This is a genomic window from Streptomyces sp. NBC_01445, assembly GCF_035918235.1.
Classification (GTDB): domain Bacteria; phylum Actinomycetota; class Actinomycetes; order Streptomycetales; family Streptomycetaceae; genus Streptomyces.
On the sequence record NZ_CP109485.1, the window covers coordinates 6,135,001 to 6,151,647 of the forward strand.

Sequence of the window (16,647 nt, forward strand, 5' to 3'; positions counted from 1 at the left end):
CAGACTTGTAGTAGGTGAGTGATGGGGTGACGCAGGAAGGTAGTCCAGCCCGGGCGGTGGTTGTCCCGGGGTAAGGGTGTAGGCCGTGTGATAGGTAAATCCGTCACACATTAAGGCTGAGACCTGATGCCGAGCCGATTGTGGTGAAGTGGATGATCCTATGCTGTCGAGAAAAGCCTCTAGCGAGTTTCATGGCGGCCCGTACCCTAAACCGACTCAGGTGGTCAGGTAGAGAATACCGAGGCGTTCGGGTGAACTATGGTTAAGGAACTCGGCAAAATGCCCCCGTAACTTCGGGAGAAGGGGGCCATCACTGGTGAGGAGACTTGCTCTCCGAGCTGGGGGTGGCCGCAGAGACCAGCGAGAAGCGACTGTTTACTAAAAACACAGGTCCGTGCGAAGCCGTAAGGCGATGTATACGGACTGACGCCTGCCCGGTGCTGGAACGTTAAGGGGACCGGTTAGTGCACTTTCGGGTGTGCGAAGCTGAGAACTTAAGCGCCAGTAAACGGCGGTGGTAACTATAACCATCCTAAGGTAGCGAAATTCCTTGTCGGGTAAGTTCCGACCTGCACGAATGGCGTAACGACTTCTCGACTGTCTCAACCATAGGCCCGGTGAAATTGCACTACGAGTAAAGATGCTCGTTTCGCGCAGCAGGACGGAAAGACCCCGGGACCTTTACTACAGTTTGATATTGGTGTTCGGTTCGGCTTGTGTAGGATAGGTGGGAGACTTTGAAGCGGCCACGCCAGTGGTTGTGGAGTCGTCGTTGAAATACCACTCTGGTCGTGCTGGATGTCTAACCTGGGTCCGTGATCCGGATCAGGGACAGTGTCTGATGGGTAGTTTAACTGGGGCGGTTGCCTCCTAAAGAGTAACGGAGGCGCCCAAAGGTTCCCTCAGCCTGGTTGGTAATCAGGTGTTGAGTGTAAGTGCACAAGGGAGCTTGACTGTGAGACCGACGGGTCGAGCAGGGACGAAAGTCGGGACTAGTGATCCGGCGGTGGCTTGTGGAAGCGCCGTCGCTCAACGGATAAAAGGTACCCCGGGGATAACAGGCTGATCTTCCCCAAGAGTCCATATCGACGGGATGGTTTGGCACCTCGATGTCGGCTCGTCGCATCCTGGGGCTGGAGTCGGTCCCAAGGGTTGGGCTGTTCGCCCATTAAAGCGGTACGCGAGCTGGGTTTAGAACGTCGTGAGACAGTTCGGTCCCTATCCGCTGTGCGCGTAGGAATATTGAGAAGGGCTGTCCCTAGTACGAGAGGACCGGGACGGACGAACCTCTGGTGTGCCAGTTGTCCTGCCAAGGGCATGGCTGGTTGGCTACGTTCGGAAAGGATAACCGCTGAAAGCATCTAAGCGGGAAGCCTGCTTCGAGATGAGTATTCCCACCCCCTTGAGGGGTTAAGGCTCCCAGTAGACGACTGGGTTGATAGGCCAGATCTGGAAGCCCGGTAACGGGTGGAGGTGACTGGTACTAATAGGCCGAGGGCTTGTCCTCAGTTGCTCGCGTCCACTGTGTTGGTTCTGAAACCACGAACAACCCCACGTTTGTCACAGAGCGTGGTGCGGTTGACAGTTTCATAGTGTTTCGGTGGTCATAGCGTGAGGGAAACGCCCGGTTACATTCCGAACCCGGAAGCTAAGCCTCACAGCGCCGATGGTACTGCAGGGGGGACCCTGTGGGAGAGTAGGACGCCGCCGAACTATTTTTGAAGAAAACCCCCGTAACGGATGAGAATCCTGTTACGGGGGTTTTCTGCGTTGTGTGCGAGTCCCAGGCCGGCCCCTTTTCAGGGACCGGCCCTTTTTCTTGTATTCAGAGCCGGCCCGCTGCCTTCAAAGCGAGGTAGGCGTCCGCCAGTGCCGGTGCGAGGTCATTCGGGGTGGCGTCGACGACCGTGACTCCTCGGCGGATGAGCAATTCCGCCGTGCGGCGGCGTTCCGCTTGGGCCTGGGCCGCGGCGGCGGCGTCGTAGACCGCTTCGGTGTTTCCGCGGGAGCCGGCCATTTCCGCGATCGTCGGGTCCGCCACCGAAGCCACCAATACGGTGTGGCGATTCGTGAGGCGGGCGAGGACCGGGAGGAGGCCCTCCTCCACCGGAGCCGCGTCAAGGCTTGTGAGGAGGACGACGAGTGAGCGGCGGGGAGCTGTGTGCAGGACCGCTGCCGTCAGCCCGCGGGCGTCCGTTTCGACGAGTTCCGGCTCCAGTGGAGCCATGGCGTTGACCAGGGCGGGCAGGAGTTCGCCTGCCGCCCGGCCCTGGACCAGCGTGCGGATGCGGCGGTCGTAGGCGAGCAGGTCGACCCGGTCGCCGGCCCTGGACGCCAGTGCGCCGAGGAGGAGCGCGGCGTCCATCGAGGCGTCGAGGCGGGGTGAGTCGCCGACGCGGCCGGCGGAGGTGCGGCCCGTGTCGAGGACCAGAAGGATGTGGCGGTCGCGTTCCGGGCGCCAGGTGCGGACCGCGAGTGTGGACTGGCGGGCGGTGGCGCGCCAGTCGATGGAGCGGGTGTCGTCCCCGGGAACGTACTCGCGCAAGCTGTCGAATTCGGTGCCCTCGCCGCGCGTCAGGACGCTGGTGCGGCCGTCGAGTTCGCGCAGGCGGGCCAGTTTCGAGGGCAGATGCTTGCGGCTGTGGAACGAGGGGAGCACACGGACCGTCCAGGGGACGTCGTGGCCGCCCTGGCGGGTGAAGAGGCCCAGCGGGCCGTACGAGCGGATGGTGACCCGGTCGGCTTTTCGGTCGCCCCTGCGGGTGGGGAGCAGGCGGGTGGTGATGCGGCGGCGCTCGCCCGGGGGGATCGTCACGCGGTGGCGGGACGCCTCGACCTCGGTGCCTGGGAGCCAGCTGCTGGGTGGCCAGGCGTCGCGGAGCTGGGCGCGCAGGGGGCGGCGCGAGGGGTTGGTGACGGTGAGAGTGACGTCGGCCGGATCGCCCAGGCGTACTGCGGTGTCACCCGAACGGGTAAGGCTCAGGCGTCGTACCGGGGCGGCCAGGACGAAGTCGCAGGCGCAGGCCAGGGCCAGGGGGGTGTTCACGGCCAGGATGCCGGTCCAGCTGGGCTCCCAGATGCCTACGGGGAGGGAGCCCAGGGCGGCGAGCAGGGCGGTGCGTCCGGTGAGGGCCATGGGGTGCGGAGCCTTGCGTCAGCGGGGAACGGGGACGTGGGCCAGGATCGCGTTGATGACCGAGTCGGGCGTGACGCCCTCCATCTCGGCCTCGGGGCGGAGCTGGATCCGGTGGCGGAGCGTGGGCAGGGCGAGTGCCTTCACGTCGTCGGGGATGACGTAGTCGCGGCCCGTCAGCCAGGCCCAGGCGCGGGCCGTCGACAGGAGCGCCGTCGCGCCGCGCGGGGAGACGCCCAGGGTGAGGGACGGGGATTCGCGGGTGGCGCGGCAGATGTCGACGACGTAAGCCGTGATCTCGGGGGAGATCGAGGTCTTCGCCACGGCTGCCCGGGCGGCTTCCAGGTCGGCGGCGGTGGCTACGGGGCGTACGCCCGCGGAGCGCAGGTCGCGCGGGTTGAAGCCCTGGGCGTGTCGGGTCAGGACGTCGATCTCGTCCTGGCGGGAGGGGAGGGGGACCGTGAGCTTGAGGAGGAAACGGTCCAGCTGAGCCTCGGGGAGGGGGTACGTGCCCTCGTACTCGACGGGGTTCTGCGTCGCCGCGACCAGAAAGGGATCGGGGAGCGGGCGGGGGGTGCCGTCGACCGTGACCTGGCGTTCCTCCATGGCTTCGAGGAGGGAGGACTGGGTCTTGGGCGGGGTGCGGTTGATCTCGTCCGCGAGGAGGAGGTTGGTGAAGACGGGGCCGGGCTGGAACGAGAACTCGGCGGTGCGGGCGTCGTAGACGAGGGAGCCCGTGACGTCGCTCGGCATCAGGTCGGGGGTGAACTGGACGCGCTTCGTGTCGAGTTCGAGGGACGCGGCGAGGGCGCGTACGAGGAGGGTCTTGGCGACTCCGGGGACGCCTTCGAGGAGGACGTGGCCGCGGCAGAGGAGCGCCACGACGAGGCCCGTGACCGCGGGGTCCTGGCCGACGACGGCCTTGGCGATCTCCGCGCGCAGGGCCTCCAGAGACGCCCGTGAGCTGCGGGGATCTCCGGTGGGCCCGGCGTTGTCAGTGGTCGGGGCCATCATGAGTGGCGTACCTCTCTTTCGAGGGCGTCGAGTTGGTCGGCGAGGGCTATCAGGGCCGCGTCGTTGGCGGGCGGCGGGCCGAAGAGGAGGGGGCGCGGGTCCTGGCCGGGGGCGTGGAGTGCGGCGATCAGGGCGGGGAGCAGGGTCTCGGGCGTGTGGGCCTGGGACGGGGGGACGCCGATGAGGGGGGCGAGGCGGGTGCGGGTGGCGGTGCGCAGAGCGGAGGCGGCGCGGTCGCGGGCGTTGGCCTTGCGGTAGAGGCGGGCGCGGCCTTCGACGGCTTCGGAGGCGCGGATCGCCACGGGGAGGCGTTCGGGGACCAGCCGGCCGAGGCGGCGGCCGCGCCAGAACGCGGCGAGGGCGGCTGCGATGAAGAGTTGCAGGGTGCCCCAGAGCCAGCCCGAGGGGAGCAGGTCGAAGAAGCTGCGGCGCTCGGAGTCGGTGGCCGCGGCGTCGTCGGAGAGGGAGGGGAGGTACCAGACCAAGTGGGGGCGGGAACCGAGGAGTTGCAGGGCGAGCGAGGCGTTGCCGTGCTTGTCGAGACGTTCGTTGAGGAAGAGGTCGGGGGCGCCGATGAGGACGGTGTCGCCGCCCTTGGCCTCCGGCAGGCGCAGGAGGGTGGGGAGGCTTTCGCTGCGGTAGCAGGTGTCGGCGTCCGTGGGGTACGTGGCGTAGCGGCGGCCGCCGGTCTCGGCGTCGCCGGCGCGGCGGGCGTCGGACAGGGAGCAGCCGGGGCGCGCGAGTGCGTCGAGGCTGGGGGCGGGGTCCGCGGTGACGTCGGGGGCGAGCGTGTCGAGCGAGGGGGCGCCGGGGGCGATCAGGACGGTGCGGCCGCCGGAGTCGGTGGTGGCGGCGTGCAGTTGGGCCCGCTGGCGGTCGGTGAGCAGGTCAGGGGACGCGACGAGGAGGGTGGTGTCGGGGCCTGCCGCGTCGCGGGCCTCGGCGGTGGTGGTGACCACGCGCGTGGAGACGCCCCGGTCGGCCAGGAGTTGGGCGACGGCGCGGCTGCCGGCCGGGTCGGCGGAGCGCGGGTCGAGGCGGCCGTGGGCGGCGCCCGAGCGGACGAGCGCGATGACGACGGCGGCGATCACCAGGATCACGGCGGCGATGAGCAGGCCGCGCGTGCGGGTCCAGAGCTGGCGTGGGGTGCGGGCCGTGGAGGTGGCCGGGGGCTGCTCGCCGGGCTTCGCGGGTGGTGCGGAGTCTTGTGCGTTCGGCGGGGTGGCGGCGGGGGCCGTCGGGTGCTGGGTGGTCACTCGGCGGCTCCTCGGGGGGAACTGCCGGTGAGCGTGGGGCTGGTGCGGTCCAGCTCGGTGTCGAGCGTGGTGAGGCGCTCGTACGTCTGCGGGATGGCGGTGCGGCCGCCGTATGTGACGTCGTCGAAGTCGCGGGCGGCGGTGCGCAACCGGTCCGTGTGGGCGGGCAGGGTGCGGCCTGCTTCGGTGGCGGCCTCGTCGGCGGTGCGGCCGGGACGCGGGTCGAGGAGCGCACGCTCCTCCAGGGAGCGGACGATGGCGCGCATCCGTTCCTGCACGGCCTGGGTCCAGTGGCCCTGGGCGGCGTGTGCCTCGGCGGCCGCGCGGTGTTCGGCGGCGCTGCGGGGGCGGTCGTCGAAGAGGGCGGCGGTGGAGTGGGGGGAGCGGTGCGGGGTGCCCAGGCGCCACCACAGGGCGACGGCGAGGGCCACGACCGCGAGCACGATGACGAGCAGGCCGAATCCGCCGCCGGGCGTCGCCCCGGCGGCGGCGGAGAACAGCTTGTCGAGCCATTCCCAGAAGCGGTTGAGGCCCCGCTGGAGGAGGCTCGGGTCGTCCTGGTGGTATGCGGGCTCGGACAGTTCACGCCGGGCCGCTTCCCGCGCGGGGGCGCGCGGGATGGTCACCGGTGGTTCGTCGCCGCCGGTGCGCGAGCGCAGCGCGGCAGCCCAGAGCACTCCCCCCGCCGGGCTCACCGCATCAGCTCCCCGGGGTGGGGCCGGTGGTGTCGCCGTAGCTCTGGAGGCCTGCCGCGCGGCCGAGTTCGAGGTCGAGGGCCTCGCGGCGGATGCGCTGGTCGATGTAGAGGAGCACAGTGACGCCCGCCGTGATCGGGAAGGTGAGCATGGAGCCGATCACGGAGCCGACGCCGGTGACGATGAGGAACGTCCAGCCGAGGTCGCCGGTGCCGCCGTCGAGGAATCCGCTGACGCTTTCGCCGCTCATGGCGCCGGCGAGGAAGGTGAACGGGATGACGATGATCGACGAGACGAGTCCGGCGATGATCCCGGCGAGCAGCTGGATGCCGAAGACCCGCCACCAGGAGCCGCGGACCAGCTTGGCGGAGCGGCTCATGGACTTCAGGATGCCCTGCTTCTCCAGCATCAGGGCGGGCGAGGCGAGCGAGAAGCGGATCATCAGCCAGATCGCCAGGACGGCGCCGCCGAGGGCGCCGAGGGCGATGAGCGGGGCGCCGGCGTCCGAGGAGCCTATGACGGCGACGAGGATGCCCGGCAGCATGCAGACGAGCAGGACAGCGGCGGCGATGAGCGGCAGGAGGAGCGTCAGGCCGGCCAGCTTGAGGAGCTGGGGCTTGGCGTCCTTCCAGGCCTCCTTGGTCGTCACGGACTTGCCGAGTACGGCCCGGCTGGTCACGGTCGTGAGCAGGGCCGTGGCGACGATGGTGCCGAGCAGGTAGACGATCTGGACGACGCCCGAGCTGACCAGGGTGTCGCCGACGGCGCGCGTCAGTTCGCTCGCCGTGGCGCTCGGGTCGTCGAGGGCGTCCGTGTTCGTCGAGTTGTTCAGGACGAGACCCTGGAGGAGGACGGTCACGATCTCGATGAGCACGGCGACGGAGAGCGAGATCCCGAGGACGGTGCGCCAGTGCGCGCGCATCGTCGACACGGCGCCGTCCAGGATCTCGCCGACGCCGAGCGGGCGCAGCGGGATGACCCCGGGCTTTGCGGCCGCGGGCCTGCCCTGCCAGGAGCCCCATCCGGCGCCGTAGCCACCGCCCGGGCCGCCGTAGCCGCCACCACCGCCGGGGCCCGCGGGGCCTCCGGGCGGTCCGCCGCCCCAACTCTGGGCGGGAGGCGGCGGAGGGGGCGGGGCCTGGCCCTGGCCGGACGGGGCGGACCACTGCGCGGGCGGCGGCTGCTCCTTGGACCACTTCGGGTCGGGAGCCGCGTCCTTGCCGTCCTGGGCAGGCTGGTCGTCCTGGCCGTCGGAGGGGGCGGATCCGGGCGAGGCCCAGCCCGGAGTGTCGTTCATCGTCGCTCCTTCACGGTGCCCGGCCGCGGTCGCGGCGGCAGCTTGGCGCCCATCGTGCCACGGTGTGGCTCCGAGTTGACCGGGTGCCGTATGGGCTGCACACCTTCAATTGTCCGCCGGGTACGGGGCAGACTGGGCGGATGGCTGATCAGTACGCGCAAACCGGCGACGACAAGCGGCCCACCGACATACCCGTACTCCGATGGGAGGAGCCGGCCGAGGGGCCCGCGCTCGTCCTGCTCGACCAGACCAGGCTGCCCGTGGAGGAGGTCGAGCTGGTCTGCACCGACGCTCAGGGGCTCGTCCAGGCGATCAGGACGCTCGCCGTGCGGGGAGCGCCAGTCCTTGGCATCGCGGGGGCGTACGGCGTCGCCCTGGCCGCTGCACGGGGGTTCGACGTGGACGAGGCGGCGGTCGCGCTGGCCGGCGCGCGCCCCACAGCGGTTAATCTCGCGAAGGGGGTGCGCCGGGCCCATGCGGCGTATCGGGCCGGGCTCGGGGCCGAGGGGGACCGGGAGCGGGCCGCCCGGGACGCGCTCGCCGCCGCGCGGGCGCTGCACCGGGAGGACGCCGAGGCCAGCGCCGCCATGGCCCGGCACGGCCTCGCGCTGCTCGACGAGCTGATGCCGGGCGGACAGCACCGGATCCTCACGCACTGCAACACGGGGGCGCTGGTCTCCGGGGGCGAGGGCACCGCGTTCGCGGTGGCGCTCGCCGCGCACCGGGTGGGGCGGCTGACGCGGCTGTGGGTGGACGAGACGCGGCCGCTGCTCCAGGGTTCGCGGCTGACCGCGTACGAGGCGGCGCGGGCGGGGATGGCGTACACGCTGCTCACGGATAATGCGGCAGGGTCGCTGTTCGCGGCCGGTGAGGTGGACGCGGTGCTGGTCGGGGCCGACCGGATCGTGGCGGACGGTTCCGTCGCGAACAAGGTGGGGACCTATCCGCTCGCGGTTCTTGCCAAGTACCACCATGTGCCGTTCATCGTGGTGGCGCCGGCTACGACCGTGGACCCGGACACCCCCGACGGAGCGTCCGTCGAGGTGGAGCAGCGGGCCGGACATGAAGTGACGGAGGTCACGGCACCCCAGGTGCCGATGGCCGGGGTTGAGGCGGGAGGTGTGTTTCCGGTGGCTCCGCTGGGGACGCAGGCGTACAACCCCGCATTCGATGTGACGCCGCCCGAGTTGGTGACGGCGATCGTCACAGAGTGGGGAGTGGTTTCCCCTGTGACAGCTGAAGGACTGGGCGAGCTGTGTGCCAGGTCACGCCAGGTAACGATTAAGTAATGGGATGATGTGGCCTATGAAGGGACGAGTCCTTGTCGTCGACGACGACACCGCACTGGCCGAGATGCTCGGCATTGTGCTGCGTGGTGAAGGTTTTGAGCCGTCGTTCGTAGCTGACGGCGACAAGGCGCTGGCCGCATTCCGTGAGTCCAAGCCGGATCTGGTCCTTCTGGACCTGATGCTTCCCGGCCGGGACGGCATCGAGGTGTGCCGCCTGATCAGGGCGGAGTCCGGGGTGCCGATCGTGATGCTGACCGCGAAGAGCGACACGGTGGACGTCGTGGTGGGCCTCGAGTCGGGCGCCGACGACTACATCGTGAAGCCGTTCAAGCCGAAGGAGCTCGTGGCCCGTATCCGGGCGCGGCTGCGGAGGTCCGAGGAGCCCGCGCCCGAGCAGCTCGCCATCGGCGACCTGGTCATCGACGTGGCGGGGCACTCCGTGAAGCGGGAGGGGCAGTCGATCGCGCTGACACCTCTGGAGTTCGACCTTCTGGTGGCGCTCGCCCGCAAGCCGTGGCAGGTGTTCACGCGTGAGGTCCTCCTCGAGCAGGTGTGGGGCTATCGGCACGCGGCCGACACCCGCCTGGTGAACGTGCATGTGCAGCGGCTGCGCTCGAAGGTCGAGAAGGACCCCGAGCGTCCGGAGATCGTGGTGACCGTCCGTGGTGTCGGTTACAAGGCCGGACCGAGCTGACGTGTCCCGTGACAGTGCCGCTCCGGCACCCGGGGGGCCGGGAATCCGCTCGGGGCGGCCTGTGGGACCGAAGGCCGGGCGTGGCTCCGTGCTGCGCCGGGTCCTCGACGGCGGTCTGCTGCTCCAGGGCGGGATGAAGGGCAGCCCCGTGCTGCGCCTGTTCACGCGCTGGGTGCGGCGGCCGCTGCTGCCCGCCAGGCGCCTGTGGCGGCGCAACATCCAGCTCAAGATCGTCGTCACGACACTGCTGATGTCGCTCGGTGTCGTGCTGCTGCTCGGCATCGTCGTCATCGGCTCCGTGCGCAACGGCCTGCTCGACGCCAAGGTGAAGGCGTCGCAGAGCCAGGCCGAGGGCGGTTTCCGGGCCGCCAAGGACAAGGCCGACACGGCCGCGGCCGGGGCGCGCGACGGGGCGACGACGGACAGTCGCGCCCCCCTGACCCCGAACAACTGGATGAGCGAGCTGGTCACCCAGCTCTCCTCCGGCGGCCAGAGCGCCTTCGACGTCGTGACGCTCAGCCCGCCCGGGGCCGACAGCGGCGACAGCGTGCGCGGACCGCGGGCCTCCGGCGGCGTCCTCGACCCCAGCGTCCCCGACGACCTGCGCGAGCGGGTCGAGAAGATGACAGGCGCGTCCCAGGAGTACACGCGCATCGTCTACGAGGACGGCAAGGACTCGCAGCCCGGCCTCGTCATCGGCAAGCAGATGACAGACCCGAAGGGCCACGCCTACCAGCTGTACTACCTCTTCCCGCTCACCCAGGAAGAGAAGTCGCTCGGCCTGGTCAAGGGCACGCTCGCCACGGCCGGACTGTTCGTCGTGGTGCTGCTCGGCGCCATCGCCTGGCTCGTCGTACGGCAGGTCGTCACGCCCGTACGGATGGCAGCCGGCGTCGCCGAAAGGCTCTCCGCGGGACGTCTCCAGGAACGTATGAAGGTCACCGGCGAGGACGACATCGCGCGGCTCGGTGAGGCCTTCAACAAGATGGCGCAGAACCTGCATACGAAGATCCAGCAGCTGGAGGATCTGTCGCGGATGCAGCGGCGCTTCGTGTCCGACGTGTCGCACGAGCTGCGGACACCGCTCACGACGGTGCGCATGGCCGCCGACGTGATCCATGACGCGCGCGTGGACTTCGACCCGGTCACCGCGCGGTCGGCGGAACTGCTCGCCGATCAACTGGACCGGTTCGAGTCACTCCTGTCGGACCTCCTCGAGATCAGCCGCTTCGACGCGGGAGCGGCCGCCCTGGAGGCGGAGCCGATAGACCTGCGGGAAGTCGTACGGCGTGTGGTGGGCGGCGCCGAGCCGCTCGCCGAGCACAAGGGCACGCACGTGCGGATCGTCGGGGACCAGCAGCCCGTGGTCGCCGAGGCGGACGCCCGGCGCGTGGAGCGCGTCCTGCGCAATCTCGTCGTCAACGCCGTGGAGCACGGCGAAGGCAAGGATGTGGTGGTGCGGCTCGCCGCGGCCGGCGGCGCGGTCGCCGTCGCCGTACGCGACTACGGCGTGGGCCTGAAACCCGGCGAGGCCACCCGCGTCTTCAGCCGTTTCTGGCGCGCCGACCCGGCACGCGCGCGTACCACCGGCGGCACGGGCCTCGGCCTGTCCATCGCCCTCGAGGACGCCCGGCTGCACGGCGGCTGGCTCCAGGCGTGGGGCGAGCCCGGCGGCGGATCGCAGTTCCGGCTGACACTGCCGCGGACGGCGGACGAACCCCTGCGCGGGTCCCCGATACCGCTGGAGCCGGAGGACTCGCGGCGCAACCGCGGCCTGAGCGAGGCAGGGCTTCCGCTCGGCGGGGGCGCCGGCAAGCTGGCGACGGTCCCGGCGCAGGCAGCGGGCGCGCCCCGCATGCCGTCGCCCGTACCGGCGAAGGAACCGGCCGCGCCCCGGTACGCGGTCGACCCCGCGGCGCTGCCCGGGAACGGCTCGCGGGTCGTGGCCCGCGGCGATGCGGCCGCACCGGCGGCACGCAGACAGGACACCGGGGGTCCGGAGAGACCCTGGGACGAGCAGGCCGGACCGGCCGAGGGGACCGGCGGCAGCGGCGAGGGAAGTGGGGGCGGGCGTGCGCGGTGAGCGGGGGCGGCCACAGTTGGCCGGACGGCGGCGCAGGCTGCGTACAGGTGTGCTGCTCGGCTGCGGCGCACTGGTGCTCAGCGGCTGCGCGTCCATGCCGGACAACGGCGGACTCCAGGCCGTGGAGGCGTCACAGCGGCCCGACTCGCAGGTGCGCGTCTTCGCGATGCCGCCCCGCGAGAACGCCGGGCCCGTCAGTATCGTCGAGGGCTTCCTCGAAGCGCTGACCAGCGACGATCCGCAGTACACGATGGCGCGCAAGTACCTCACGGAGAAGGCCGCCAAGGGCTGGCACCCGGAGGAGCGCACCACCGTCCTCACGGACGGACCGAGCACGGGACAGGCGAGCAGGCCGAGCGCCGGTGACGAGGGCCGTACGTTCAGACTGAGTGGCCATCAGGTCGCTTTCGTGGACCAGCAGCAGGCCTACCGGCCCGAAGGCACCTCGTACAGCAAGACGCTGCACCTCGTGCAGGAGGACAGCCCCAAGGGCAAGCAGTGGCGCATCGACGGGCTGCCGCAGGGCGTCGTCCTCGGGCAGTCCGACTTCCAGCGCATCTACCAGTCCGTCAACAAGTACTACTACGCGCTGGACGAGTCCCCCCGCGGCGCGGAGAGCGGAGGGGGATCGGGCTCGGGTTCGACCAGCCGTCAGAAGAGGCTGGTCGCCGACCCCGTGTACGTACGTCAGTGGATAGACCCCCTCACGCAGACGGTGCGCGCCCTGCTTTCGGGGCCCACGCACTGGCTGAACCCGGTCGTGACCACGACGTTCCCCTCCGACACGCGGCTGCGTAAGGGCGTGAAGTCGCTCGCGCCCGACGACGAGAACAACCTGAAGGTCCCGCTGAACGCAAAGGCCGACCACGTCGGGCAGGCCCGCTGCAAGGAGATGGCAGCCCAACTCCTGTTCTCCCTACGGGATGTGACGTCGGCGAACGTGTCACAGATCGAGCTCGAACGGTCGAACGGGTCGCAGTTGTGCGTCCTGGGCGAGAGCGATGCCGAGGCCCTCGTGGAACCCCGCACCTCCGGGTCCGCCGACGACCAGTACTTCCTGGACGACAAGGGCAGGCTCGTGCAGATGTCGGGCGCATCCCGCACCACGAAGGACCCGGAGCGGGTGCCGGGGCCGCTCGGCGACGGCGAGCAGCGGATGCGCTCGGTCGCCGTCTCGCGCGACGAGACGCAGGCCGCGGCCGTGTCGAACAACGGGAGCGCCCTGTTCGTCGGGTCGTTCGTATCGGGTGCTTCGCTCGGCGACGCGGTCGTACGCAGCAACGCCAAATCCGAGAAGGACCGGCTCACGACGCCCAGTTGGGACGGGCTCGGCGACCTGTGGGTGGCCGACCGCGACCCGAAGAAGCCGCGGCTGCTGATGTTCGGCCGGGGCATGGCGGACGAGAACCACGAAGTCGACGTCTCCGGGCTCGACGGCGGGCGGATCGAGGCCGTGAAGGTGTCGGCCGACGGGGTGCGGATCGCGCTGCTCGTGGCCGAGGAGGGCAAGACCACGCTGCGGATCGGACGGGTCGAACGAGACTCCGGACCGGACGGCAAGCTGTCGGTCTCCGTCGACGAACTACGCGCCGCGGCACCTCAGATGGAGGAGGTCACGGCCATGTCGTGGGCCGGCGGAAGCCGACTCGTCGTGGTCGGACGCGAGTCCGGGGGTGTGCAGCAGCTGAGTTACGTCCAGTGCGACGGCTCGGCGCCGACGGGGCAGGCGCTGCCCGGCCTGACGGGCGTGAAGGAGATCGCGGCGTCCGAGGACGACCGCCTGCCACTCGTCGCCCACTCGGACGACGGGATCGTCCGGCTGCCGCCGGGTCTGCCGTGGCAGACGGTGCTCAAGGACGGGACAGCGCCGGTTTATCCGGGGTAGGGGCTGGGGGTGCGGCGGCCTTGAGGCGCGCCCTACTCTCCTCTCGCCGGACGGAGTTGAGTCCTCCGATTGCAACGGAGTGTGCACGTCCGGGTAGTTGTCCACAGGCACTTATCCACAGGGGTGGTAGCAGGGCGCCCCTGTTGGCACAGTGGTGGACATGCGGGGGTGGTTGCAGGACCTCGGAGATCTTGTTCTGCCGGCCGAGTGTGGAGGCTGCGGTCGGCCGCGTACGACGCTCTGCGCGCGGTGCGGGGACGCCCTGTGCGGCGGCGCGCCGCGCCGGGTGCGGCCGAACCCTGAGCCGCCCGGGCTGCCGGTGGTGCACGCGGCCGCTCCGTATCAGGACGCGGTGCGGGCCGTACTGCTCGCGCACAAGGAGCGGGGGGCGCTGGGGCTCGCGGAGCCCCTGGGCGCGGCCCTCGCGGGGGCGGTGCGGGCGGGACTTGGCGAAGCGGGGGATGGGGGAGGGGGCGGGGGTGGGGGCCCCGTAGACAGGCGTACACGGGCAGCTGGGCGCCCACAGGCAGATGCGCATACGCCGCGAGACATGCGTACACAGACGGGTGGCGTCCGCACCCCAGTAAGCGCGCGTACCCAAGCAGGCGTGCGCAATCAACCCGGCGCTCGCCCCCAATCGACCGCCCGCGATCAACCCGGTGCCCGCGCCCAACCAACCGCCCGCAATCAACCCGGCGCTCGCGCCCAACCAACCGCCCGCAATCAACCCGGCGCTCGCGCCCAACCAACCGCCCGCAATCAACCCGGCGCTCGCGCCCAACCAACCGCCCGCCCCGAACCAACCCCGCCACCCGCTCCCCCAACCCCCCTCCTCCTGATCCCCGTCCCCTCCGCTCGGAAGGCTGTTCGGGCGCGGGGGCATGATCCCTCGCGGCGGATTGCGTATGCCGCGGCGGCTGAGCTGCGTCGGGTGGGGGTTCCCGCGAGGGTGTGTGCCGCGTTGCGTCAGCGGCGGGTCGTTGCCGATCAGGCCGGGCTCAACTCGCGGAGGCGTCTGGCCAATCTCTCCGAGGCTCTGGAGGTGCCCGCGGGAGCGCGTGCGCTCCTCGCCGCGGGTGGCCGGATCGTGCTGGTCGACGACGTCATGACCACGGGTGCCTCATTGGCGGAGGCGGCCCGCGCAATACGTGCCGCAGTGGCCGGGACAGCAGAGGGCGAGAGCGACGGGATCACGCCGCGATGGGTGGAAACTGCACGGGAATTGCCCGCGCGCAACTCGATCAGTGCGGCAGTGGTTGCAGCCTCTCCGAGTTCTTTCGAAATAAACCGGAACTGAGCGTAAACCTGCATCGTTGCAGGTGGCGAGGGGGGCATTTCACCTGAATGGAGGTACGCGTCAGTAGAGGGTGACGGCATCCGTCCGGGCGAGATATGTTCGGTTGTGAGGAATGGCGGACGCCATCCTCAGCAATCAGGAATGCCAGTGTCGTGGGCGCCGCAGGTTTTTTCGGCAATCACCCGCGATGATGGGGTGTAGATCTTGTCCATGGGGGAGGAGGAGGTGGAAGTCGCCGAGTCAGAGACTCCGGAAGTGGCCGGAGTCTGGTGCAACAGGGAGATGCTCCGCCGATGGAGCGGGGCGATCCGGGAACGGAGTTCTGCGTGGACATCGTCGTCAAGGGCCGCAAGACCGAGGTGCCCGAGCGGTTCCGCAAGCACGTGGCCGAGAAGCTGAAGCTGGACAAGATCCAGAAGTTCGACGGCAAGGTGATCAGCCTCGACGTGGAGGTGTCCAAGGAGCCGAACCCCCGACAGGCCGACCGCTGCGACCGCGTAGAGATCACACTCCGCACGCGCGGCCCGGTCATCAGGGCGGAGGCGGCGGCCAGCGACCCGTATGCGGCGCTCGACCTGGCAACGGACAAGCTCGAGGCGCGCCTGCGCAAGGAACACAGCAAGCGGTCCACCCGCCGCGGGAGCGGCAGGCTCACGGCCGCGGAAGTCCCCGATGTCGTCGCCACGGCGACTCTGAACGGGGACGGCTCGGTGGTCAACAACGAGGAGCCCGGCGGAGTACCGACCACGAGGATCGGCTCCCTCGAGGTCCAGGGCGAAGGCCCGCTCATCGTTCGCGAGAAGACGCACGTCGCTGCGCCCATGTCACTCGACCAGGCGCTCTACGAGATGGAGCTGGTCGGGCACGACTTCTACCTCTTCGTCGACTCCGAGACCAAGGAGCCCAGCGTCGTCTACCGGCGCCACGCCTACGACTACGGCGTGATCCACCTCAACACCGACCCGATGGTCACCCGGGCGCAGTCGTCCGCAGCGGGCGGGGCGCTCGGCGGCTGAGGCCGGCGGAACCACGCCGCTGAGCCCGCGGGAGACAGCCGTGAAGGGTGCCCCTGGGAGCGCGTGCGCCCCCAGGGGCACCCTCGTGCGACCCCTCTGCGCACCGCTCGGTCACCGCACCGGCGCCAAGGCATGAAATCATGGCCGGGCCGGGTCAACCGGTGTGCCGCTGCCCCGGGTTGGCGTGGCACAGGAAGACGGGCCATGGCCTTCAGGGGGAGGAACGATGGCGGACAGCTTCGGACCGATGCGGGACGAGGGCGCCGGTACGGCCGGTGACGGTGTCCAGGGCATGGGCCCGGACGAGAGCGCGCCGCGCAAGGAGCCGATCAGGGTCCTCGTGGTGGACGACCACGCGCTGTTCCGGCGCGGGCTCGAGATCGTTCTCGCGGCCGAGGAGGACATCCAGGTCGTCGGCGAGGCGGGTGACGGCGCCGAGGCCGTGGACAAAGCGGCCGACCTGCTGCCCGACATCATCCTGATGGATGTGCGGATGCCCAAGCGTGGCGGGATCGAGGCATGCACCTCCATCAAGGAGGTCGCCCCCAGCGCCAAGATCATCATGCTGACCATCAGTGACGAGGAAGCGGATCTCTACGACGCGATCAAGGCGGGCGCGACGGGCTATCTGCTCAAGGAGATCTCCACGGACGAGGTGGCCACGGCCATTCGCGCCGTCGCCGACGGGCAGTCGCAGATCAGCCCCTCGATGGCCTCGAAGCTCCTCACCGAATTCAAGTCGATGATCCAGCGCACGGACGAGCGGCGTCTCGTTCCGGCGCCGCGGCTGACCGACCGCGAGCTGGAAGTCCTGAAGCTGGTCGCCACGGGCATGAACAACCGCGATATCGCGAAGGAACTGTTCATCTCCGAGAACACCGTGAAGAACCATGTGCGCAACATCCTGGAGAAGCTCCAGCTGCACTCCAGGATGGAGGCCGTGGTGTACGCGATGCGGGAGAAGATCCTCGAGATCCGGTGACGGCCT

At 69.9% G+C, this 16,647-nt stretch carries 11 protein-coding genes, 2 rRNA genes and 2 pseudogenes (1 of these 15 only partly in view); 10 read left to right on the plus strand and 5 right to left on the minus strand.

The annotated features are described in order from the left end of the window. Both OG574_RS27985 and rrf read left to right on the plus strand, forming a co-directional pair. A 23S ribosomal RNA gene (locus OG574_RS27985) occupies positions 1–1,507 on the plus strand (it extends 1,616 nt beyond the left edge of the window). 89 nt (positions 1,508–1,596) lie between these two features. Continuing rightward, positions 1,597–1,713, plus strand: a 5S ribosomal RNA gene (gene rrf / locus OG574_RS27990). 112 nt (positions 1,714–1,825) lie between these two features. Here the strand turns inward: rrf and OG574_RS27995 are convergent. Genes OG574_RS27995 through OG574_RS28015 form a run of 5 tightly spaced genes read right to left on the minus strand, consistent with a single transcriptional unit; the run spans position 1,826 to position 7,395 of the window. Further along, entirely contained in the window at positions 1,826–3,136 is a 1,311-nt protein-coding gene (locus tag OG574_RS27995; RefSeq protein ID WP_326775448.1) for a DUF58 domain-containing protein, read from the minus strand. Positions 3,137–3,154: 18 nt separating this feature from the next. Beyond that, on the minus strand, positions 3,155–4,147 hold the full coding sequence (locus tag OG574_RS28000; RefSeq protein ID WP_326775449.1) for an AAA family ATPase: 993 nt from the start codon (positions 4,145–4,147) through the stop codon (positions 3,155–3,157). After that, positions 4,144–5,403, minus strand: a complete 1,260-nt coding sequence (locus OG574_RS28005) for a DUF4350 domain-containing protein (RefSeq protein ID WP_326775450.1) — start codon at positions 5,401–5,403, stop codon at positions 4,144–4,146. Before OG574_RS28005 ends, OG574_RS28000 begins: the two co-directional genes overlap by 4 nt. Then, complete coding sequence (locus OG574_RS28010; protein WP_326775451.1) at positions 5,400–6,098, minus strand: DUF4129 domain-containing protein; 699 nt, start codon at positions 6,096–6,098, stop codon at positions 5,400–5,402. Before OG574_RS28010 ends, OG574_RS28005 begins: the two co-directional genes overlap by 4 nt. 4 nt (positions 6,099–6,102) lie before the next feature. Next, positions 6,103–7,395, minus strand: coding sequence for a hypothetical protein (locus tag OG574_RS28015; RefSeq protein WP_326775452.1), 1,293 nt, complete (start codon positions 7,393–7,395; stop codon positions 6,103–6,105). A gap of 140 nt (positions 7,396–7,535) precedes the next feature. Between OG574_RS28015 and mtnA the strand changes: the two genes are divergently transcribed. The 8 genes and pseudogenes from mtnA to OG574_RS28055 all read left to right on the plus strand — a co-directional run bounded on the left by mtnA (position 7,536) and on the right by OG574_RS28055 (position 16,641). Continuing rightward, a complete protein-coding gene (mtnA, locus tag OG574_RS28020; RefSeq protein ID WP_326775453.1) occupies positions 7,536–8,684 on the plus strand; it encodes an S-methyl-5-thioribose-1-phosphate isomerase in 1,149 nt (382 codons plus the stop codon). 4 nt (positions 8,685–8,688) lie between these two features. Continuing rightward, positions 8,689–9,378 (plus strand): two-component system response regulator MtrA, encoded by a 690-nt coding sequence (gene mtrA / locus OG574_RS28025; protein WP_189491636.1) that lies wholly within the window; start codon positions 8,689–8,691, stop codon positions 9,376–9,378. Between the two features lies 1 nt (position 9,379). Next, entirely contained in the window at positions 9,380–11,461 is a 2,082-nt protein-coding gene (gene mtrB, locus OG574_RS28030; protein WP_326775454.1) for an MtrAB system histidine kinase MtrB, read from the plus strand. 94 nt (positions 11,462–11,555) lie between these two features. Beyond that, positions 11,556–13,346, plus strand: coding sequence for an LpqB family beta-propeller domain-containing protein (locus tag OG574_RS28035; RefSeq protein WP_326778648.1), 1,791 nt, complete (start codon positions 11,556–11,558; stop codon positions 13,344–13,346). Between the two features lie 160 nt (positions 13,347–13,506). After that, positions 13,507–13,812: pseudogene (locus OG574_RS28040) on the plus strand (ComF family protein); the annotation flags it as partial. Positions 13,813–14,172: 360 nt separating this feature from the next. Then, positions 14,173–14,643: pseudogene (locus OG574_RS28045) on the plus strand (ComF family protein); the annotation flags it as partial. 326 nt (positions 14,644–14,969) lie between these two features. Further along, positions 14,970–15,659, plus strand: a complete 690-nt coding sequence (gene hpf / locus OG574_RS28050; protein WP_384264532.1) for a ribosome hibernation-promoting factor, HPF/YfiA family — start codon at positions 14,970–14,972, stop codon at positions 15,657–15,659. A gap of 226 nt (positions 15,660–15,885) precedes the next feature. Continuing rightward, positions 15,886–16,641 carry a response regulator gene (locus tag OG574_RS28055; RefSeq protein WP_100598900.1) on the plus strand — a complete coding sequence of 252 codons (756 nt, stop codon included), beginning with the start codon at positions 15,886–15,888 and terminating at the stop codon, positions 16,639–16,641. Positions 16,642–16,647: the final 6 nt, after the last annotated feature.